17 protein-coding genes are annotated in these 19127 nt (G+C 63.3%); 13 read left to right on the top strand and 4 right to left on the bottom strand.

Annotated features, from left to right (window positions below; genetic code table 11):
* Window positions 1–5: 5 nt before the first annotated feature.
* Complete coding sequence (locus HS053_RS19640; RefSeq protein ID WP_174212942.1) at window positions 6–860, bottom strand: metalloregulator ArsR/SmtB family transcription factor; 855 nt, start codon at window positions 858–860, stop codon at window positions 6–8.
* Between the two features lie 142 nt (window positions 861–1002).
* On the opposite strand from HS053_RS19640, the gene HS053_RS19635 reads away from it, so the two are divergent.
* From HS053_RS19635 to HS053_RS19620, 4 genes are read left to right on the top strand one after another with little or no spacing between them, the layout of a single operon-like run.
* Window positions 1003–1293, top strand: coding sequence for an ArsR/SmtB family transcription factor (locus HS053_RS19635; protein WP_035714403.1), 291 nt, complete (start codon window positions 1003–1005; stop codon window positions 1291–1293).
* A complete protein-coding gene (locus HS053_RS19630) occupies window positions 1290–2288 on the top strand; it encodes a permease (RefSeq protein ID WP_035714400.1) in 999 nt (332 codons plus the stop codon). Before HS053_RS19635 ends, HS053_RS19630 begins: the two co-directional genes overlap by 4 nt.
* A gap of 14 nt (window positions 2289–2302) precedes the next feature.
* Window positions 2303–2530 carry a thioredoxin family protein gene (locus HS053_RS19625; protein WP_035714398.1) on the top strand — a complete coding sequence of 76 codons (228 nt, stop codon included), beginning with the start codon at window positions 2303–2305 and terminating at the stop codon, window positions 2528–2530.
* Complete coding sequence (locus HS053_RS19620; protein ID WP_206677642.1) at window positions 2530–2940, top strand: OsmC family protein; 411 nt, start codon at window positions 2530–2532, stop codon at window positions 2938–2940. Before HS053_RS19625 ends, HS053_RS19620 begins: the two co-directional genes overlap by 1 nt.
* On the opposite strand, the gene arsH is transcribed toward HS053_RS19620, so the two are convergent.
* The 3 genes from arsH to HS053_RS19605 are packed head-to-tail and all read right to left on the bottom strand — an operon-like array spanning window position 2926 to window position 4978.
* Window positions 2926–3642, bottom strand: coding sequence for an arsenical resistance protein ArsH (gene arsH / locus HS053_RS19615; RefSeq protein ID WP_174212941.1), 717 nt, complete (start codon window positions 3640–3642; stop codon window positions 2926–2928). The two genes, HS053_RS19620 and arsH, sit on opposite strands and share 15 nt — an antisense overlap.
* On the bottom strand, window positions 3639–4658 hold the full coding sequence (gene arsB / locus HS053_RS19610) for an ACR3 family arsenite efflux transporter (protein WP_174212940.1): 1020 nt from the start codon (window positions 4656–4658) through the stop codon (window positions 3639–3641). Before arsB ends, arsH begins: the two co-directional genes overlap by 4 nt.
* Window positions 4655–4978 carry an ArsR/SmtB family transcription factor gene (locus HS053_RS19605; RefSeq protein WP_123130460.1) on the bottom strand — a complete coding sequence of 108 codons (324 nt, stop codon included), beginning with the start codon at window positions 4976–4978 and terminating at the stop codon, window positions 4655–4657. Before HS053_RS19605 ends, arsB begins: the two co-directional genes overlap by 4 nt.
* A gap of 130 nt (window positions 4979–5108) precedes the next feature.
* Here HS053_RS19605 and HS053_RS19600 point away from each other — a divergent pair, with 130 nt between their 5' ends.
* From HS053_RS19600 to HS053_RS19560, 9 genes are all read left to right on the top strand, one after another.
* Window positions 5109–5969, top strand: a complete 861-nt coding sequence (locus HS053_RS19600; RefSeq protein ID WP_174212939.1) for a PhnD/SsuA/transferrin family substrate-binding protein — start codon at window positions 5109–5111, stop codon at window positions 5967–5969.
* A 29-nt stretch (window positions 5970–5998) separates the two neighbouring features.
* Window positions 5999–7393 carry a sensor histidine kinase gene (locus HS053_RS19595; RefSeq protein WP_347233358.1) on the top strand — a complete coding sequence of 465 codons (1395 nt, stop codon included), beginning with the start codon at window positions 5999–6001 and terminating at the stop codon, window positions 7391–7393.
* Window positions 7386–8594, top strand: coding sequence for a sigma-54-dependent transcriptional regulator (locus HS053_RS19590; protein WP_096518219.1), 1209 nt, complete (start codon window positions 7386–7388; stop codon window positions 8592–8594). Before HS053_RS19595 ends, HS053_RS19590 begins: the two co-directional genes overlap by 8 nt.
* Before the next feature lie 171 nt (window positions 8595–8765).
* Window positions 8766–9293 (top strand): arsenate reductase (azurin) small subunit, encoded by a 528-nt coding sequence (locus HS053_RS19585; protein WP_096518220.1) that lies wholly within the window; start codon window positions 8766–8768, stop codon window positions 9291–9293.
* 10 nt (window positions 9294–9303) lie between these two features.
* Window positions 9304–11763, top strand: coding sequence for an arsenate reductase (azurin) large subunit (locus HS053_RS19580; RefSeq protein WP_096518221.1), 2460 nt, complete (start codon window positions 9304–9306; stop codon window positions 11761–11763).
* Window positions 11764–11830: 67 nt separating this feature from the next.
* Window positions 11831–12364: a DUF2478 domain-containing protein gene (locus HS053_RS19575; protein ID WP_174212937.1), complete on the top strand. Its 534-nt coding sequence runs from the start codon at window positions 11831–11833 to the stop codon at window positions 12362–12364.
* Between the two features lie 304 nt (window positions 12365–12668).
* A complete protein-coding gene (locus tag HS053_RS19570) occupies window positions 12669–12896 on the top strand; it encodes a hypothetical protein (protein WP_174212952.1) in 228 nt (75 codons plus the stop codon).
* A gap of 95 nt (window positions 12897–12991) precedes the next feature.
* Window positions 12992–13552, top strand: a complete 561-nt coding sequence (locus tag HS053_RS19565) for a DUF3489 domain-containing protein (protein ID WP_174212936.1) — start codon at window positions 12992–12994, stop codon at window positions 13550–13552.
* 350 nt (window positions 13553–13902) lie between these two features.
* Entirely contained in the window at window positions 13903–18918 is a 5016-nt protein-coding gene (locus HS053_RS19560) for a RecQ family ATP-dependent DNA helicase (RefSeq protein ID WP_347233357.1), read from the top strand.
* The last annotated feature ends 209 nt before the right edge of the window (window positions 18919–19127 follow it).

The following is a 19127-nucleotide window of genomic DNA, read 5'->3' as shown; positions in this document are numbered from 1 at the left end:
GGGGATCAAGTCTTTGCTTGCGGGTCAGAGCCGATCGCATCGACCTGGGATTGCAGGGACATCCGGCTGAGCGATTCGAACGGCAACTCGACGAAAGCCGTGATCCGCCGGCGCAGCGCGGCATAGGTCTGGGCGAAGACCAGCGCCTTCTCGGCATCGGTTCCGATGGCCTTCACCGGGTCGGGTAGTCCCCAGTGACCGGTGATTGGTTGGCCGGGCCAGGGCGGGCATTCTTCAGCCGCCGCCGTGTCGCAGACGGTGAACACGAAATCCTTGACGATGGACCCGGGCTGCTGGAACTCCGAGAGGTGCTTGGACCGCAAGCCAGAGATGTCGTGGCCGTTGCGCTTCAGGATTTCCAGCGCGAAGGGGTTCAACTCGGTGTTGGGACGCGTGCCTGCGGAGAATGCCTGGAACTTGCCCTTGCCCAGATCGCGCAGGAGTGCTTCGGCAAAGATCGAGCGGGCAGAATTGCCTGAGCAGATGAAGAGCACGTCGAAGTCGGTATCGGGAAGTGTCCGGTCCATTTGAACGGTGTCCTTTGGGGCGGAGAGCAGGGGGGCAAGGAGGTCGGGCCGGGCGCGGCCCACGTCGAGGGCGAGGTAGCCGATCAACCCCTCGGTCGTGTCGAGATCGACGGCGTAGTAAAGCGACCGGCCGACCCGTGTGACCTGAACAAGACCAGACGCCGTCAGGTCGGCGAGATGATGCGACAGCGTGTTCTGTTTCATCCCGAGCGCTTCGGCGATCTCGGTCGGGCGAACGCCCTGCGGTGCAAAGCGCATCAGAAGGCGGAATACGGCCATCCGGCCGGGATGTCCGAGCGTGGCGAAGGCATGAATGGCGCGGCTTTGTTCCATATTTCCCGATTATAGGAAATAAATGGAGCCGTCCAATGAAGGTTTCATGACACCGGACGTGCATGCACCTGAGTTGCTTGATCCAGATCACGGCACATCACGCCCGCGTATGCGCAGATGCGCATGAAGTGGAGCACCGCAAATGATACTAGCCGTTCTGTCCGCCCTTGCCGAACCGACCCGTCTTGAAGCCATGCGCCTTCTGGCGGACGGGTCGGAGCATTGCGTCTGCGAGCTGATGCGGAAGCTGGGTGCAACCCAAAGCCGGATGTCGCGGCACATGCTGGTGCTGAAGCAGGCTGGGTTGGTGCTGGACCGGCGCGACGCGCAATGGGTGCGCTACCGGATCAACCCGGACCTGCCGCTGGCACTCGCCCGCCTTGTTGACGCTGCCCTCGAGCGGCCGATCATGGTTACGGAGCGGGCGGCATGAGCGTGTTCGGCTGGCTGAACGACCAACTGCTGCGGATGACCTGGCTCAACGATCTGGTGGGCGCGGGCGTGGCGGCCATCGGGCTGGACCCTGCCTCGCGGATCGGCGGGTCAGTGCAGTTCTTCGTCTATGACGTGATCAAGATCTTCATCCTGCTCTCGGTGCTGATCTTCGCCATCTCCTATGTCCAAAGCCATTTCCCACCGGAACGCACCCGCGCCATGCTGGGCGGACGATCCGGCCTAGGCGCCAATACGCTCGCGGCCCTTCTGGGCACGCTGACGCCATTCTGTTCCTGCTCGTCGATCCCGCTCTTCATCGGGTTCACTGCCGCTGGCCTGCCGCTGGCGGTGACGTTCTCCTTCCTTATCTCCTCGCCGCTGGTGGATCTGGCCTCGGTGATCCTGCTGGCCTCGATCTTCAGCTGGCCCATTGCGCTGGCCTATGTCGTTGTCGGGCTGGTGGTGGCCATCGTCGGTGGCACGGTGATCGGGCGGCTGGGGATGGAGGATCAGGTGGCGGCCTTCGTCCGCACTGTGCCCGTGACCGGCGAGGCCGCGACGATGACGCGGGCCGAACGGCTGGCCTATGCCAAGGATCAGGTTGTCGAGATCGTCCACCGGGTCTGGCCCTATGTGCTGATCGGCGTGGGTATCGGGGCGGCGATCCACAACTGGGTGCCGGCCGAGGTGATCTCGGCCCTCTTGGGGCAGGACAAGTGGTGGTCGGTCCCGGTGGCGGTGCTGGTGGGCATTCCGATGTATGCCGACATCTTCGGCACCCTGCCGATTGCCGAGGCGCTGGTGGGCAAGGGAGTGGGCCTTGGCACGGTGCTGGCCTTCATGATGGCGGTGACGGCGCTGTCTCTGCCCTCGCTCATCATGCTCAAGCGTGTGGTGAAGATGCCGCTCCTGGTCACCTTCACCGGTGTCGTGTCCCTTGGCATCCTGTCCATCGGGCTGATCTTCAACGCGATTTCCAACTGGTTCATCTGAGAAAGGACCGCATCATGATCATCAAGATCCTCGGCTCGGGCTGCAAGAAATGCGTGGCCTTGGGCGAAAACGCCAAGGCCGCGGCAGCGGCAGCAGGCAAGGAGGCCGAGATCGTCAAGGTCACCGACTTCGCCGAAATCGCCGCCTATGGGGTGATGTCGACGCCGGGACTGGTGGTGGACGAGAAAGTCGTCTCGACCGGCAAGGTGCTGAGCGCCGAAGAAATCGGGCGGCTCCTCTGATGGAGTATCGCGTCCACGCCCGCCGCATCGACGCGCATGGCAGCCTGGCCACCGCCAAGCAGGCCGAGGTCACGCTCGACACCGATCTGGCGGGGCGGCGCGATGCGATGAACCCGGTGGAACTGTTGCTGTCGGCCCTAGCGGCCTGCATGCTGAAAGGGATCGAGCGGGTGACGCCGATGCTGCACTTCCAGATCGACGGGGCCGAGGTGCGGCTGGAAGCCGTGCGCCAGGACGCGCCACCCAAACTGACGCTAATCCGCTACGAGATCATCGTGGACAGCGCCGAGACGGACCAGCGCCTTGATCTGCTGCACCGCAACATCCTGAAATACGGAACGATCTCGAACACGCTGTCTGGTGCTGTGCCGCTGGAAGGCACGCTCCGCCGTGCCTCAGGTCGCGGCTGACAGGTTCACGCGCTTCATCAGGGTCTCGGCGCTTTCCTTGCGTTCGGAATAGCGGTCCACCAGATAATCGGCCCGGTCGCGCGTCAGCAGGGTGAACTTCATCAGCTCCTCCATCACATCCACGATCCGGTCGTAGAGCGGCGAAGGCCGCATGCGCCCGGCCTCGTCGAACTCCTGAAACGCTTTCGGGATCGAGGACTGGTTGGGGATCGTCAGCATCCGCATCCAGCGGCCGAGGACGCGCATTTGGTTGACCGCGTTGAAGCTTTGCGATCCGCCCGACACCTGCATGACCGCCAGCGTCTTGCCTTGGGTTGGCCGAACCGCCCCTTCGGAAAGCGGGATCCAGTCGATCTGAGTTTTCATCAAGCCGGTCATCGCCCCGTGGCGTTCGGGGCTGGACCAGACCATCCCCTCGCACCAGGTGGTGAGGTCTCGCAACTCGCGCACCTTGGGATGTGTCGCATCCACGCCGTCATCGACCTGCGGCAGACCAGAAGGGTTGAAAAGCCGGATCTCGGCCCCGAGCCGGGTCAGGATACGGGCCGCCTCTTCGGCTGCCAGCCGGGAAAAGCTGCGGGCACGGAGCGAGCCATAAAGGATCAGGATACGTGGTGAATGGGTGGACTGGGGAGGCGCAAACAGCCGGTCGCTGTCGATGCCGGGAAACAGAGCGTCGTCTATGTTAGGCGTATCGATCATGCCGGAAACCTGTCGCGCGTGCGGTTGGCAAAGGCGACCAGCGTCAGCATCACCGGCACTTCGACCAGCACACCGACGACCGTGGCGAGCGCCGCACCGGAGTTAAGGCCAAAGAGCCCGATGGCAACGGCAACCGCCAGTTCGAAGAAGTTCGACGTGCCGATCATGGCGCAGGGCGCTGCGACCTTGTGGGGCAGCTTCCACGCAAAAGCCCAGGCATAGCCAAGCGCGAAGATGCCGTAGGACTGGATGATGATCGGCACGGCAATGATCGCAATCAGCAGAGGCTGGGCGATAATCACCTGCCCCTGGAAGCCGAAGAGCAGCACCACTGTCATGAGCAGGCCGAGGACAGACCCGGGTTTGATGCGCGCGGTGAACTCCGAAACCGCGGCTTCGGCCCCGCGCGCCATCAGGGCACGCCGCGTCAGCGCCCCGGCGATCAGCGGGATCACGATGTAGAGGACGACGGACAGGATCAGCGTCTCCCACGGCACGGTGATGTCGGTGACACCGAGTAGGAACGCCACGATCGGCGCGAAGGCCACGACCATGATCAGGTCGTTCACGCTGACCTGCACCAGCGTGTAGTTCGGATCGCCCTTCGTCAGCTGCGACCAGACGAAGACCATCGCCGTGCAGGGCGCGGCACCCAGCAGGATAAGCCCTGCGATGTATTCCGGTGCCTTGGTCGGATCGATCAGCCCCGCGAACAGGTGGTTGAAGAACAGCACCGCCAGCGCGGCCATCGTAAAGGGCTTGATCAGCCAGTTGATGACCAGCGTGATGATGAGGCCCTTCGGTCGCCGCCCCACATCCTTCAGCGAACCGAAGTCGATGGCGATCATCATCGGATAGACCATTGCCCAGATCAGCACGGCCACGACCAAATTGACTGAGGCATATTCCAGCCCTGCGAGCGCAGTGAACAGGCCGGGCATAAGGTTGCCAAGCACAAGCCCCACAAGGATGCAAAGGGCGACCCAGAGGGTCAGCCAGCGTTCGAACAGGCTCATGCAGATTTCTTCTTTCCAGGAATGCAGCAGGCCCCTTCGGGCGGAGGAGTGAGACCCATGATCAAATCGGCGAGCGGTGCCAATGACGCCGGGTTCAGCGCATAGCAAATCCGGGGTCCGTCGATCTCGCCAGTGATCACGCCCGCGGACTTGAGGATACGGAGGTGTTCCGACACTGTTGACTGAGCAAGGCCGACTGCGCCCACGATATCGCCTCCGATGCAGCCTGGCGTGGCCTGAAGCAATCGTAGGATCCGGATCCGCGCCGGATGTGCGAGGGCCTTTGCCAAGGCGGCCGTCGTTGTCTCGTCCGTTGCCATCTGCGCGCTTTCCAAACCGCTAAGATTCCGTATATCGTCGATTTACGATTTCATCCGCCATTGGACAAGCAAGTTTGTGGCGCTTGAGATCGTAGGCGGCGCGCGGGAGACGCGCCCCGGGAGGAAAAGGATGAAAAGCAGGCGTCGCGCTTTGCTGATGGGGCTGGCGGCCGCGGCCGCGCCCTTCGTCGTGACTCGAGGCTGGGCCCAGGGCCCGGCACTCTTCAGATTTGCTCTGACGCCAGTCTTTCTCGACAACGACGCGGCAGTCATTTCTGCCCTTCGCGCTGCTTTGGCCGAAGGCATGGGCCAAGACATCGAGCTCGTCCAGAGACGGACGTATCAGGAGATCTCAGGCGCGCTTCTCGACGGCTCCGTGGATGCCGCCTGGACATGCGGCTATCCCTATCTTCAGCACAAGACCGAACTTTCGCTGCTCGGCGTACCCGTCTGGCGAGGGCAGCCGCTTTACCAGTCCTATCTCATCGTCGCCCAGGATGATCCCGCGACCGCGCTATCGGACCTGCGTGGCGGCGCTCACGCCTTTTCGGACCCCGACAGCAACTCCGGTTTCCTCGTCACTGCGTCTGACCTCGCGCGGGATGGCCAAACCCCGGACCAGTTCTTTTCACGCGTCATCTTCACCTATGGCCACCGCAACGTGGTCCGGTCGGTGGCAGGCGGCCTGACGCGATCAGGCAGCGTGGATGGTTACGTCTGGGAGGCACTCAGTTCCGCGGAACCGGATCTGACAGCACGGACAAAGGTCATTGTGCGCTCGGAGTGGTTGGGCTTCCCCCCTATGGTTGCCCGGGCAGATCGCATGGATGAGCCATCTGTGATGGCCTGCAAGGCAGCGCTACTGGGTCTTTCGGCCACAGCGCAGGGGACGGAGGCACTCAAACTCTTGAGCCTGGATGCGATCGAGCCGGGGGAGGACGCCCTCTTCGACGGGATCGCCGCCCGCATTGCTGTCTTGTCGGGCGGATGAGACCTTTGCCGCGCTTTCGCAACCTGCCCGTGACCCTGCGTGTGCCGCTGGTGATGGCGGGCCTGATGATCCTGCTTGGATTTCTGGCCAGCCAGAGTGTCCTGTCGGCCTTGGGCAAGGTACAGGACGCCCGCCTGTCCGAAACCGCGCGGCTGCATGTCGAAGGCTTGTCCGTCGCTCTTGGCCCATCTGTACTTCGGCAGGATGTCTGGGAGGTCTACGACATTCTGGACCGAGCCCGCTCAGCCTACGATGGACAGAGATTGCTCCTGTCGATCGTCGCCGACGAACGCGGGCGCATCCTCGCCGCTACGGACCCGCGTCGCGCGCCTGTGGGCGAAGCCGTCGCAGAGTTCGAGGAGGGCGCCGCGCCACCTGATGCCGTTCGCATGACCGGTGACCCTGTGCTGCGGGTCGCGGCACCGCTGCTTTTTCAGGGCCGTCAGATCGGTCAGATCGTGACCGAACTGGATGTGACCGATCTTCTCGCCGAGCGCCGGAATGTCTCGATGTGGCTCTTGTTCGGAAATGCGGCGGCCACGGCGCTCCTCGCCTTTGGCGGTTGGCTGGCCGTTGCGAAAATCCTTCGGCCCGTCGGCGCTTTGGTATCGGCCATGGACGACTCACAGGGCGCGCCGAGGCCTATCGCTGAGTCAGATATTCCACGTGGCGACCCGGGGCTGTCACGGCTGATCTCCACCTACAACCGCATGACCACGGCTGTCGAAAGCCGCGCCGAGGCCGAGCGTCGGCTTGCCGAGCGCGAACGATTTGTCAGCCTAGGAAGGCTGTCCTCATCGCTTGCACATGAGGTAAACAACCCCTTGGGCGGTCTGCTCAATGCGGCCGACACCATCCTCTCCTATTCAGACCGGCCCGAAGTCGTGCGGCAATCGGCAGAGCTGATGCAGCGAGGCCTCTCGCATCTACGGGATGTGACCCGGGCCATTCTGGATGAAAACCGCCTTGACCGCGTTGGCCAGGCTCTGCGCCCTGAAGACCTTGAAGACCTCAAGCTGCTGTTCGAGCCCGAGGTTGCCAGCCGCGCGCAAAGGCTGCATTGGAATGTCGAAGCGGGATTGGCAGGCCTGAAAGGTCTTCCTGCTGCGCCCGTCCGGCAAATCGTCTTGAACCTCCTCCTCAATGCGGGCGCTGCGGCCGGTCAGCACGGCCAGGTCGGTCTGGATGTTACGGCAGGCGAGGGGCAGTTCCTCATTGAAATCACCGACACTGGCCCCGGCTTGGGGCAGGCCGATCTTGGTCGGCTGCTGGCATCGGGTCCGCTTCCACCGGGTGGTGGGGTAGGCCTGCGCCTCGTGCACGATCTGGTGTCCCAGCTTGAAGGCGAGATCCAACATGATCGCGTCGGGGACAAGACATATGTCCGAGTCACTCTGCCCTTGAAGGACGCCAGCCATGCTTGAAGGCAGGCGGATCGTTCTGGTCGAGGACGACGAGATTATGGGGGCCTCGCTTGTCCAGCGCCTGGAGCTGGAAGGGGCCGAAGTTCAGTGGCACCGTCAGATTCTGCGTGCTCTGCCCGCAATTCGGACACCCCGAAAACCGGTCGATGCAGTCATCTGCGATATCCGGCTGCCGGATGGCACCGGCGAAGAGCTCTATGAAACCCTGACGCGGACCGGTCACCCGCCGGCATTTCTCTTCATCACAGGTCAAGGATCGATTGATCAGGCCGTGCGCCTGATCCGCTCTGGCGCCATGGACTATATCGCAAAGCCTTTTGACATCGCGCAGCTTCTGATCCGACTGACCCAGGTCATGCAGCCACGCGCCGAACAGGAGATGCCCCCGGAATCCGGGATCTCCGAACTGGCCCGTGCCATTGACCGGCAAGTGGCTGATGCAGCAGGTCGCGAAACGCCCGTTCTGCTGCGCGGTGGTCCGGGGCTTGGCAAGGTCAGGCTTGCCCATCGCATTCACGAACACTCCGACCGGCGGGCAGCCCCGGCCGTGGTCATCGACGCACTCGGCGAAACCGTGGACACAGCCGCGCTCGCCGGAGCCATCTCCAGTGCTGGTGAGGGGTGCCTGATCATCGTCGGCATTGGTCGCCTTACCTCAGATTGCCAGGACTTGCTGCTTGCCGCGCTCAGAAAGGCGGACTTCCGTCTCATCGCTACTACCGGCCTACGGGTTGAAGAAAAGGGGGCTGACCATTTTCGGTCCGACCTCCAGTCGCTCCTTATCTCCCATGAAATCGCCATCCCAGCTTTGGCCGAGCGTCCGGAAGATGCCGTCTGGCTTGCGGCCCGGCTTTTTCCCGCGATGAATGCCCGTAGGGCAAGTCCGGTGACCGGGATTGCCGCTTCCGCCGAAGAGGCCATTCGGGCGCATGACTGGCCGGGCAATGGACGCGAGCTTCGCGCGAGATTGCTGCGCGCTGTCGAGGCCGCAGTTGGAGATCTTGTTCTTACGTCGGACCTGTTTCCGGAGCGCGCCAGCGATGCAGGACTGCGGTCACTTGCCGAGGTACGAGATGCGGCTGAGCGGTCACAAATCGCGGCTGCACTCGAGCGAACAGGTGGCCAAGTCGGAGAGGCTGCAAAGCTTCTGCAGGTCTCCCGAACCACGCTTTGGGAGAAGATGCAGAAGCTCGGTCTTTGATCGGACAAACGCCAGGCTTGAAATCAGCGGCATGTTCGGAAAACCGAACACCCAAAAATTTGCTATATTTTTAAGAAAGTTGCGAAACGATGGGTAGGGCGTTCTACCGACCCGACCGAAGCTTTCCCCTGCTAACCTTGGCCAAAGGAAGCCACGGGAGGATTAGCAACCATGAAATGCAACCGGTTGGTCGATGTCGGCCGCCGTCAGTTCCTGCGCGGGGGTGTCCTCGGCGTTGCAGGAGCTGCGGCGGCGACGGTCATGCCTGCAGGGCAGGCTCAAGCGCAAACCGCGCGAGCGATGCTGGACTACCCGTCCACGAAACTGGCGAACATCGCTGATCTGAAGGTCAACGAGCCGATGGATATCGGCTACCCCGATGCGGAAAGCCCCGGCATCCTTCTGAAATTGGGCACGGCTGTCGAAGGCGGTGCCGGGCCTGATGGCGACATCGTCGCCTACTCGGTTCTGTGCCCGCACAAGGGCTTCTACATGAGCTACCACGCTGCCGACAAAACCCTGAACTGCCCTGGCCACTTCTCCCGCTTCGACTGTGAAAAGGGCGGCCAGCAGATCTGGGGTCATGCCACGCAAAACTTGCCACAGTTCGCGCTGCGTGTGGACGACAAGGGCGACATTTACGCCGAAGGCGCGGACGAGCTGATCTACGGCCGCCTTTCCAACGTGCTGCAAGGGTAAGGGGGCGATCATGGCTTACAAACGTAACATCGACCGCCTGCCGATCATTCCCGCGGGGGCCAAGGAACACAACGTCACCTGCCACTACTGCATCGTCGGCTGCGGCTACAAAGCCTACACTTGGCCGCTGAAGAAGCAGGGCACGACCGACAGCAACTGGATCGGCGAAGACCTGTCCAAGCAGCAAGGCGCCGAGACCGAAGCCTGGTATGCCCCGTCCATGTACAACGTGGTCAAGCAAAATGGCCAGGACGTGCATCTGGTCATCAAGCCGGACGTCAATTGCGTGGTCAACTCCGGGCTCGGTTCGGTCCGCGGGGCTCGCATGGCGGAGAACCGTCGATCCGACATCACCGGAACGCAGGCGCAGCGCCTGACAGAACCGATGGTCTGGCGCTATGGCACCTGGCAGCCGACATCGTGGGATGATGCGCTGGACCTCGTGGCCCGCGTGACCGCGCGCGTGATCGACAAGGATGATGAGAACGACCTCTATGTCTCGATGTTCGACCATGGCGGCTCCGCAGGTGGCTATGAGAACACCTGGGGCACCGGAAAGCTCTACTTCGGTTCGATGAAGGTGAAGCACTGCCGGATCCACAACCGCCCGGCCTATAACTCCGAAGTGCACAGCACTCGCGACATGGGCGTGGATGAACTGAACTACTCCTATTCGGACTATCAGGTCGCCGACACGATCATGCTGGTCGGCACCAACCCGATGGAGTGCCAGACCAACCTGTTTCTGAACCACATGGTGAAGGGGATGCAGAACGGGGCGAAGGTGATTGTCGTCGATCCCCGCCGCACTGTGACGGTGGATAGCTGCGAACAGGTCGCAGGTGCAGAAAACGTCCTGCACCTGGCCATCGCGACGGGATCGGACCTCGCGCTCTTCAACACGCTCTTCACGTATATCGCCGATCAGGGCTGGGTGGACGCCGACTTCATCACCAACTCGACCTTCCAGGGTGATGTTGCCGTGCCTGAGGACGCTGCGCATCCGGCGTCGCTGGGGTCGTTCGAGGCGGCGCGTGCGGCCTGCAAGATGAGCGTTGCAGACGGGGCGGCCATCACCGGCCTGACCGAGGCCCAGATCATCCAGACGGCCGAATGGATCGCCAAGCCCAAGGACGATGGCAGCCGTCGCAAGACGGTCACCGGCTACGAAAAAGGCATCATCTGGGGCAACGATAACTATCGGGTCATCGGCGCCTTGGTGAACATTGGCCTTTCGACCGGCAACATCGGTCGCGAAGGCGGTGGCGTCTGCCGTCTGGGCGGGCACCAGGAAGGCTACTTCCGCCCGTCGGACGCGCATGTCGGCCGTCCTGCTCCCTATATCGATCAGCTCATTATTGCGGGGGGAGGCAAGGTCCATCACATTTGGGCCAATGACCACTACAAGACCACGCTCAACGCGGCCGAGTTCAAGCGCGTCTATAACCGTCGGACCAACATGGTGAAGGAAGCCATGGACGCCCGCGCCGGTGCGACGCGCGAGGAGCTGGTCGATGCGATCGTCAGCGCGATCAACGCGGGGGGTATCTTCTCGGTCAATGTCGACATCATCCACAGCCAAATCGGTCAGGCCGCACATGTGATCCTGCCCGCAGTCGAGTCAGGTGAAATGAACCTGACCTCGATGAACGGTGAACGCCGCTTGCGGCTGGTCGAGAAGTACATGGACGCGCCTGGATCAGCTCAGCCCGACTGCATAATCGCGGCCCGGCTGGCCAATCATCTGGAACGCGTGCTGCGCGAGGAAGGTCGGGCCGAGTATGCCGACCAGTTCAAAGGCTTCGACTGGCAGACCGAGGAAGACGCCTTCATGGACGGCTACAACTCGGGCAATCGGGAAGTGACCTATGAACGCCTGCGTGCGGCCGGCAATGACGGTGTGCAGGAACCGGTTAGGGGTTATGAAAATGGCGCTCTGGTCGGCACCCCGCGGCTCTATGAGGACGGCGTCTTTACCCGTCACGGGCGCGAGGATGGCAAGGCGCTGTTCTGCATGGGATCCTGGCGTGGGCTTCAGGCCCCAGGCAAGGCCCAACAGCAAGCGAACCACCGGTTCCTGATCAACAACGGGCGGGCAAACCTGAACTGGCAGAACTGGTTCCTTGATCAGAAAAACGACTTCGTCATGGACCGCTTCCCGGTGCCCTTCATCCAGATCAATCCCGAAGACATGGCTGATCTTGGCCTGAAACCGGGCGATATGGTCGAAGTCTACAATGACGTTGGGGCCACTCAGGCGCTTGTCTACCCTGAGCCCACGGCTCGCAGGAACGAGACCTTCATGATCTTCGGTGCGCCGAACGGTACGCAGGGGAACGTGATCAATGCCGGCACGAACGAGTTGATCCTGCCGAACTACAAGCAGACCTGGGCCAACATCCGCAAGATTTCGGATGCCACCCCGGCTGCGGCACGGGTCTCTTACAAGTCGTGGGAAGTGGAACTTTGATCTGAACTTGCGCCGCCGATCCTAGGGTCGGCGGCGCAAGACTTTCCATGGCGCAGGGGAGGCAGCCGTGAGACTTGCTTACGTGACACTTCAAGGCCGCGGTCGCACCGATGCGCTCATTGCAGCCGTCGTCGACCAGCTGCTGATGGATGGGTTTCGACTTTCTGGAACTGTTCAGTCCAACATCGAACGTCCCGATCGTCGCAAGTGCGACATGGATCTGTTGATCCTTCCTCAAGGTCCTGTGGTCCGGATCAGCGAGGATCGCGGCGACCTTGCCCGGGGCTGCACCCTCGACCCTGGCGCGCTTGAGCAGTCAGTTGCCGAGGTTCAGCAGCGACTGTCGGGCTCAGACATTCTTATTGTGAACAAGTTCGGCAAGCGCGAAGCCGAGGGAAAAGGGTTGGTCCCGGTCATCGGCGATGCTGTTGATCTGGGAATTCCCGTTCTCGTCGGAGTGAACGGCCTGAACCTTGCAGCCTTCCTGGCATTTGCAGGCGATGAAGCGGTTGCCCTGCCGACTGACATCGCAAGCGTCATCCAATGGTGCAGGCAGTCTATGGTCGCGAAGACTGGCAGCCGAGTGCGCGCCTTGATGTAGTACTCGGTCCCGCCTGCATCGTATGCGAGGGTATTGCCGCCAAGGGACCGGCGTGGCCAGTCGGGGGCCGCGGCGTTCATCGACCCGTCGTCGTAGACACCAGCCGCCCGATCTTTCGCAGCTTCTGCACACCACCGTGGGAGAGGTCCGAATGGGCTGCATACTCTCGTTTGCTCATGCCTTTCATGGTTGGGATAGCCCAATCAAACTGATGATATCGCTTTATATTCAGTTGATCGAGGCGCGCGGCAGAGCGAGTCTGATCGCAAGGAAACGATTCAACTCACCGAAAGACGCCACCGCCATGACCACCCGTCGCTCCACTGATAACACCAAAGCCCTCGACGCCTTCATGGCCGCCAAGGTCGAGATCGACCTGATGCTGGACCGCCTGCAGGACCTGAGCGACGACCACTTCGCGACCCACCCCGACGAGATCCATTGGGGGCATGTCGGCACGCTGGAGCACTACGCGGGCCTGCTGCGCCAGATCACCGACAGCGCCTTCAAGGAAGGCGAACACGCCGCCTGAAGCGTCCACACGGCGTGACGCCCTCCCCGTCCGAGGATGGGGCTTGCCTCCGTAGAAGGCGTGCACACCGCGCGCCCACAGCCACGGAGACCCCCATGACCACCCCTTCCGACACCCAGTCCCTGATCCTTTCCCGCGCCGCGTCCCGGCCGGGGAACCTCGCCCTGCCGCTGCCCGAGGGGCTGGTCGGCGCCGCGGCCAAGATGGTGGTCGGCAAGATGATCGCCCGCGGCTGGCTCGAGGAGATCGAGGCCAACTTGCGCCGCGGCGAGCCGATGTGGCGCGAGACCGGCGACGGCCACGGCACCACGCTGATCGCCACCGAGGCCGGGCTGGAGGCCATCGGGATCGAGCCGCTGGTGGCCAGCGCGGTCGCCAGCACGCGGAAGGCGAATCCGGAACCGACGCAGACGCGCGACGACGCCGACACCGCGAAACCCGGCACCATCCGCACGGGCACCAAGCAGGCGCAGATCATCGCCATGCTCCAGCGCCCCGAGGGGGCGACGGTCGCCGAGATGGTCGAGGCCACCGGATGGTTGGCCCACACAGTCCGGGGTTCGATCTCGGGCGCCCTGAAGAAGAAACTGGGCTTGCCTATCAGTGCCGAGAAGGTTGAGGGCAGGGGAACTGTCTACAGACACCTTGCGCTCTGACCAGCAGCGGACTGTCCAGGCTGGCCTGCTTGCAGACCGGGATACAGCGAAATGCGGCTTTCGACTCCGCTCAGAGCGCCGGGCCTGAAGTTGACATGCGGGAGTATGCGAAACGGTGTCGCCTTCTCGCGTGCGATCCGTACTTTGCGGTATGAACGCCGGATCATGGATGAATCGGCAGCATTGCTTCCGTAGGCAACAGAGTTATCAATGGGTTGCAACTGCCGTGTTGTCACCTGAATTCGGGCGCGTAGCATTTGACCCTCGATCCCGCCCCTTTCTTATCGTGCTGCGTCTCGGTTGATCTGGAGGTCGACCCGAAATCTGCGCGGCTTTTTGCCTTTGCGGCGGTGCGAGGTGAACGGGCGCTGGTCCATAAGGGCGCGGCGTTGGAGCCCGCGCTGGACCGGCTGGAGGCGCTTTGTGAAGGGGCTGCGCATCTGGTTAGCCACAACATCCTGCGGCACGATCTGCCGCATCTGGTGGCGAACCGAGCGCGGCTGGCGGGGTTGGGGGTGGCGCCGATCGATACTCTTTGGCTGAACCCCTTGGCCTTTCCGCGCAATCCTTACCACCATCTGGTTAAACATTATCAGGACGGGCGGCTGCAGGTCGGGCATGTGAATGACCCCGAACAGGATGCGCGGCTGGCGCTGCAGGTTCTGGCCGATCAGATCGAGGCCTTTTCCCGGCTGGGGCAGGATGCGCCGGACGCGCTGCTGGCCTATCATCACCTGACAATTCGGGGCGAAGCCTCTGGCGGGTTCGATGCACTGTTCCGGTTCATGCGCGGCGCAGCGCCCAGTGAGGCCGCTGCCCATGAAGCCATCCGTCGCCTGCTGGATGGCCGCGCCTGCAATCACCGGCTGGACCAGACCCTTGGCCGCCTGTCCGACCCGCGCAACGGCTGGCCGATGGCCTATGCGCTGTCGTGGATTTCGGTTGCGGGCGGAGACTCGGTCATGCCGCCCTGGGTGCGGCTACAGTTTCCCCAGGCGGGGCGGATCGTGCGGCACTTGCGCGATACCAACTGCGGCGATCCGGGCTGCGCCTGGTGCGTCGAGAAAAACAACCCGAATGCCGCGCTGGAGCGGTGGTTCGGCTTTCCGTCCTTCCGCCCCCAGCCGGTCGATGAAATGGGCCGCCCGTTGCAGGAACGCATCGTGGCCGAGGCGATGGCAGGCAAATCGGTGCTGGGCATCCTGCCCACCGGCACAGGCAAATCGGTCTGCTACCAGATCCCGGCGCTGTCGCGGTTCGACAAGACCGGTGCCCTGACAGTGGTGATCTCGCCGCTGGTCGCGCTGATGGCCGATCAGGTGCAGGGGTTGGCACGGGCCGGGATATCGGCGGCGGTCACGGTGAACGGTATGCTGTCGCTGCCGGAACGTCATGACGCGCTGGAAAAGGTGCGGATGGGCGATGCGGCGATGCTGCTGATCTCGCCCGAGCAGTTGCGGTCACCGTCGATCCGCACCGTGCTGCAACAGCGCGAAGTCGGGCTTTGGGTGCTGGACGAGGCGCATTGCGTCAGCAAATGGGGCCACGATTTCCGGCCCGACTACCGCTATGTCAGCCGCTTCATCAAGGAATTCTCGGGCGATAGCCCAGCGCCCGTCCTGTGCCTGACCGCCACGGCCAAGCCGGAAGTGGTGCGCGACATCCGTGACCACTTCCAGACGCGCCTTGGGGTGGACCTGCTGCTGCTGGATGGCGGTGCCGTGCGGACCAACCTCTCTTTCGCGGTGCTGCCCACGCAGAAAGCGACCAAGCTGACGGACATCCTGTCGGCAATCGAGGCGAACCTGCCGCCCGAAGGCGCCTCGGGGGCTGTGGTCTATTGTGCAACACGCGGGGCGACCGAAAAGGTAGCTGAGTTCCTGAAAGGGCAGGGGCTGGCGGCGGACTTCTTCCATGCGGGCCTGCCGCCCGACCGCAAACGCGATGTGCAAGAGGCGTTTCGCACCGGCCAGTTGCGGGTGATCGCCGCGACCAACGCTTTTGGCATGGGGATCGACAAGCCCGATATCCGGCTGGTTGTGCATGGCGATATTCCGGGGTCCTTGGAAAACTACCTGCAAGAGGCGGGCCGCGCCGGGCGGGATCGCGCGCCCGCCAATTGTGTGCTGCTGTTCAGCCCCGAGGATGTGGAGCGGCAATTCTCGCTTTCCGCCCGCTCGCGTCTGGCACGGCAAGAGATCGGCGCGATCCTGAAGGCGCTGCGTCGGATGGAAAAACACAAGTCGGGCGAGGTGGTCGCCACCCCGGGCGAGATCGTACGCGAGGAGAAGGATCAGGAGTTCGAGCGCGACAAGACCACCGACGACACCCGCGTGAAAACCGCCGTGGCCTGGCTGGAGGAGGCGACGCTGCTGAGCCGCGAGGAAAACCGGGTGCAGGTGTTTCCATCCTCACTGCGCATCCGGTCGGTGGATGAGGCGGCGGCGATCCTGGAAAAGGCGCGTATCACCGGGGTCAGGCGCACGCAACTGATGGACCTTGTTCGCCATGTGATGAATGCGCCGGTCGACGCTGGGGTTTCGACGGACGATCTGACGGGCGCTTGTGGATTGTCGGGGCGCGAGTTGCACCGGGCCTTTGCCGATCTTGAGGCGCTGGGGATCGCCAGCAACGACACAGGCATCACGGTCTATGTTCATCTAGGTGTCGAGGATGCCTCGGCCCGCCGTCTGGATCACGTGGCCCGGCTGGAGGCTGACCTGATCGCCATGATGCAAGAGGCCGTGCCGGATGCCGAAGGGTCCGAGGCGCAACCTTTGAATCTCACCGAGACCTGTCAGGCCTTGCGTGACAAGGGGCATGTGCAGGTGCGGCCCGATCTGGTGGAAACGGCCTTGCGCGGCATGGCGCAGGATGGGCGCGATCAGGATGGCGGGCGGGGGAACCTCACTCTGCGCAAGGTCAGCCGGAACACGATCTTCGTGCGGCTTGAGCGGTCATGGCCCGTTGTCGCCCGCACCGCCGATCTGCGGCGGCAGGGGGCGCGGGCGCTCTTGGCACATCTCACCGGAAAAGTGGCGAAGGGCACGCGTGGCAAGGATGTTCAGGTCGAAACCACCCTCGGCGCGATGCTGGACGCGCTGAACGGCGATGCCCTTCTGAGGGCCGAGGTCAAGGACATGACCCGCCTGATGGACCGCGCGCTCTTGTGGCTGCACGAACAGCAAGTCGCCACCTTGGGCCGGGGCCTGACGGTGTTCCGCCCGGCGATCACTGTGCATCTGAACCCCAAGGGTGGCCCCTTCACCGTGCAGCACTTCGCGCCCCTCGAAGAGCATTACGGCGAGACAACGATCCAGACCCATGTGATGGCCGCCTATGCCGAAAAGGGGCTGGAGGCGATGGATCAGGCCCAGCGCCTTTCCGAAGATTACTTCGTGCTGGACCGCGACGCTTTCCTGCGCCGCTGGCTGCCGGGGCGCGGCACGGAAATCCGGCGACAGACCACCGGCACGTCGTGGAGGACGATTGTCGACGCACTGGATAACCCTGTGCAGGCCGAGATCGTGCGCGATGACCGCGAACAGACGAACGTGCTTGTGCTTGCCGGGCCGGGGTCGGGCAAGACGCGGGTGCTGGTGCACCGGATTGCCTACCTGATCCGGGTCAAGCGTGAGGACCCGCGCGGCATTCTGGTTCTGACCTACAACCGCCACGCCGCTGCCGAGATCCGCGAACGCCTGCGCCGCCTGATCGGGGATGATGCGGCGGGGGTGACGGTGTCGACCTGCCACGCGCTGGCGATGCGGCTGATGGGGGCGAGCTTTGCTGGCGATCACGAGGGCCCGCGCGACTTTGACGGCATTGTCATGCAGGCCGTGGCCCTGCTGCGTGGCGATGGTTTGAGTAAGCTAGAGGCCGAGGCGCTGCGCGAGACGCTGATTCAGGGCTATCGCTGGCTCTTGGTGGACGAGTATCAGGACATCGGCCCCGAGGAATACGCCCTGATTGGCGCCGTGGCGGGGCGGTCGCTGGAAGATGACCTGCGCATCAGCCTCTTTGCCGTAGGCGATGACGATCAGAACATCTACGCCTTCGCCGGGGCCAGCATCGACTTCATCCGCCGGTTCGAGGCCGACTATGCCGCCAAGCCGGTCTGGCTGACCGAGAACTACCGCTCCACCGCCCATATCATTGCTGCGGCAAACGCCGTGATCGCGCCCGCCGCCGAGCGAATGAAGGCGGGCCATGACATCACCGTGAACCGCGCCCGTGCCAAATCGATGCCGGGCGGAGATTGGGCGGCGCTGGACCCGGTGGCGCAAGGGCGCGTCACCCTGCTGGAGGCAGGGGGCGATGCGGCGCAAGCGGTGGCTGCACTGGACGAACTGCTTCGCCTGTCACGGCTGGACCCCGATTGGTCCTGGCGCCGATCCGCCGTGATTGCCCGCGACTGGCGGCGACTGGAACCTGTTCGCGCCTATGCCGAGGCACTGGGCATCCCCATCGACATGGCCAACGAAAAGCCGCTCACCCTGTGGCGTATGCGCGAAATGCAGGGATTTGTCCGCGCCCTTTTGACAGATCGGACCCGGCTGCTCACCATACCCGATCTGGTCGCAATCCTGAACGCCCAGCCGCAATCGCGCTGGACTGACCTGATTGGCGAAGGCATCGGCACTCTTGCACGCGAGCTCGTCGAGAAGGCGGCACCGGTGCCCGATGTCGTACAATGGTTGGGCGAATGGGCCCGGGACGTGCGGGGCGAACAGCGGGGCCTTCTTCTGATGACCGCACACCGCGCCAAGGGACTTGAGTTCGATCATGTGGCAATCCTGAACGGTGGCTGGGATCGCCCATCGCGCAGCGAGGATGCCGATGCCCCTCGGCGCCTGTTCTATGTCGCCATGACACGGGCGCGATCGACGCTGACCGTCCTGACCGACGGCCCCCATCTCTTTGTTCGCCCTGACGATGCGGTGCTTGCCCGCCGCGTCACCCCCGATACCACAGCCCTGCCGCGGGCCCGCTTGCGCTATTTGCCGCCGGACCCAAAGCTGGTGGACCTGTCTTTCGCCGGGCGCCTTCGTGAACTTGATCCTGCCTTGAAGGCCATCGCCGCTGCCCGCCCCGGCGACCCGGTTCATCTGATCCGCGACGGCGACCGCTGGCGGATCGACAACGCCCAGGGCCAGACCCTTGCCCGCCTCTCCCGGGCCTTTGCCCCGCCCGACGGCAGCACTTTCGTGCGCGGCGAGGTTTCTGCCATCCTGAACTGGCGGCGCGAGGATGGCGACGAGGAGTACAACCACCTGCTCCGCCGCGACGAGTGGGAGGTGGTCCTGCCCGAACTGGTGTTTGAAGCAGGTGCGCAAGCTGTCATCTTGGATCAGAACGGCAGCTGACGTCCGTGCTCAGGCGTGGCCTTGGCCAATCCATCACGGATCGAAAAGGGTGGCTTCAACAGTCTGGATTCTTGCCAAGCTGGCTTCCGAGAGGTGGATTCCCTGGATTCCACAAAAGAATCCAGCGCGCCACGGTCGTGATTCTGTAAGTCTATGATAAGGCTTACCTTTCAACGGTGTTGTCCAACAGGTGGCTTCCGCCTGGCTTC

It is taken from the genome of Tabrizicola fusiformis (assembly GCF_013328815.1).
Classification (GTDB): domain Bacteria; phylum Pseudomonadota; class Alphaproteobacteria; order Rhodobacterales; family Rhodobacteraceae; genus Fuscibacter.
The sequence above is the reverse complement of the archived record's forward strand: the minus strand, read 5'-3'. Positions and strand labels throughout refer to the sequence as shown.

Bases quoted from the DNA above. Each gene is read 5' to 3' on its own strand.
- HS053_RS19635 (WP_035714403.1), top strand. From the start codon at position 1,003: ATGATACTAGCCGTTCTGTCCGCCCTTGCCGAACCGACCCGTCTTGAA.
- HS053_RS19640 (WP_174212942.1), bottom strand. From the start codon at position 860: ATGGAACAAAGCCGCGCCATTCATGCCTTCGCCACGCTCGGACATCCC.
- HS053_RS19590 (WP_096518219.1), top strand. From the start codon at position 7,386: ATGCTTGAAGGCAGGCGGATCGTTCTGGTCGAGGACGACGAGATTATG.
- HS053_RS19580 (WP_096518221.1), top strand. From the start codon at position 9,304: ATGGCTTACAAACGTAACATCGACCGCCTGCCGATCATTCCCGCGGGG.
- HS053_RS19565 (WP_174212936.1), top strand. From the start codon at position 12,992: ATGACCACCCCTTCCGACACCCAGTCCCTGATCCTTTCCCGCGCCGCG.
- HS053_RS19585 (WP_096518220.1), top strand. From the start codon at position 8,766: ATGAAATGCAACCGGTTGGTCGATGTCGGCCGCCGTCAGTTCCTGCGC.
- HS053_RS19605 (WP_123130460.1), bottom strand. From the start codon at position 4,978: ATGGCAACGGACGAGACAACGACGGCCGCCTTGGCAAAGGCCCTCGCA.
- HS053_RS19625 (WP_035714398.1), top strand. From the start codon at position 2,303: ATGATCATCAAGATCCTCGGCTCGGGCTGCAAGAAATGCGTGGCCTTG.
- arsH (WP_174212941.1), bottom strand. From the start codon at position 3,642: ATGATCGATACGCCTAACATAGACGACGCTCTGTTTCCCGGCATCGAC.
- HS053_RS19630 (WP_035714400.1), top strand. From the start codon at position 1,290: ATGAGCGTGTTCGGCTGGCTGAACGACCAACTGCTGCGGATGACCTGG.
- arsB (WP_174212940.1), bottom strand. From the start codon at position 4,658: ATGAGCCTGTTCGAACGCTGGCTGACCCTCTGGGTCGCCCTTTGCATC.
- HS053_RS19620 (WP_206677642.1), top strand. From the start codon at position 2,530: ATGGAGTATCGCGTCCACGCCCGCCGCATCGACGCGCATGGCAGCCTG.
- HS053_RS19570 (WP_174212952.1), top strand. From the start codon at position 12,669: ATGACCACCCGTCGCTCCACTGATAACACCAAAGCCCTCGACGCCTTC.
- HS053_RS19600 (WP_174212939.1), top strand. From the start codon at position 5,109: ATGAAAAGCAGGCGTCGCGCTTTGCTGATGGGGCTGGCGGCCGCGGCC.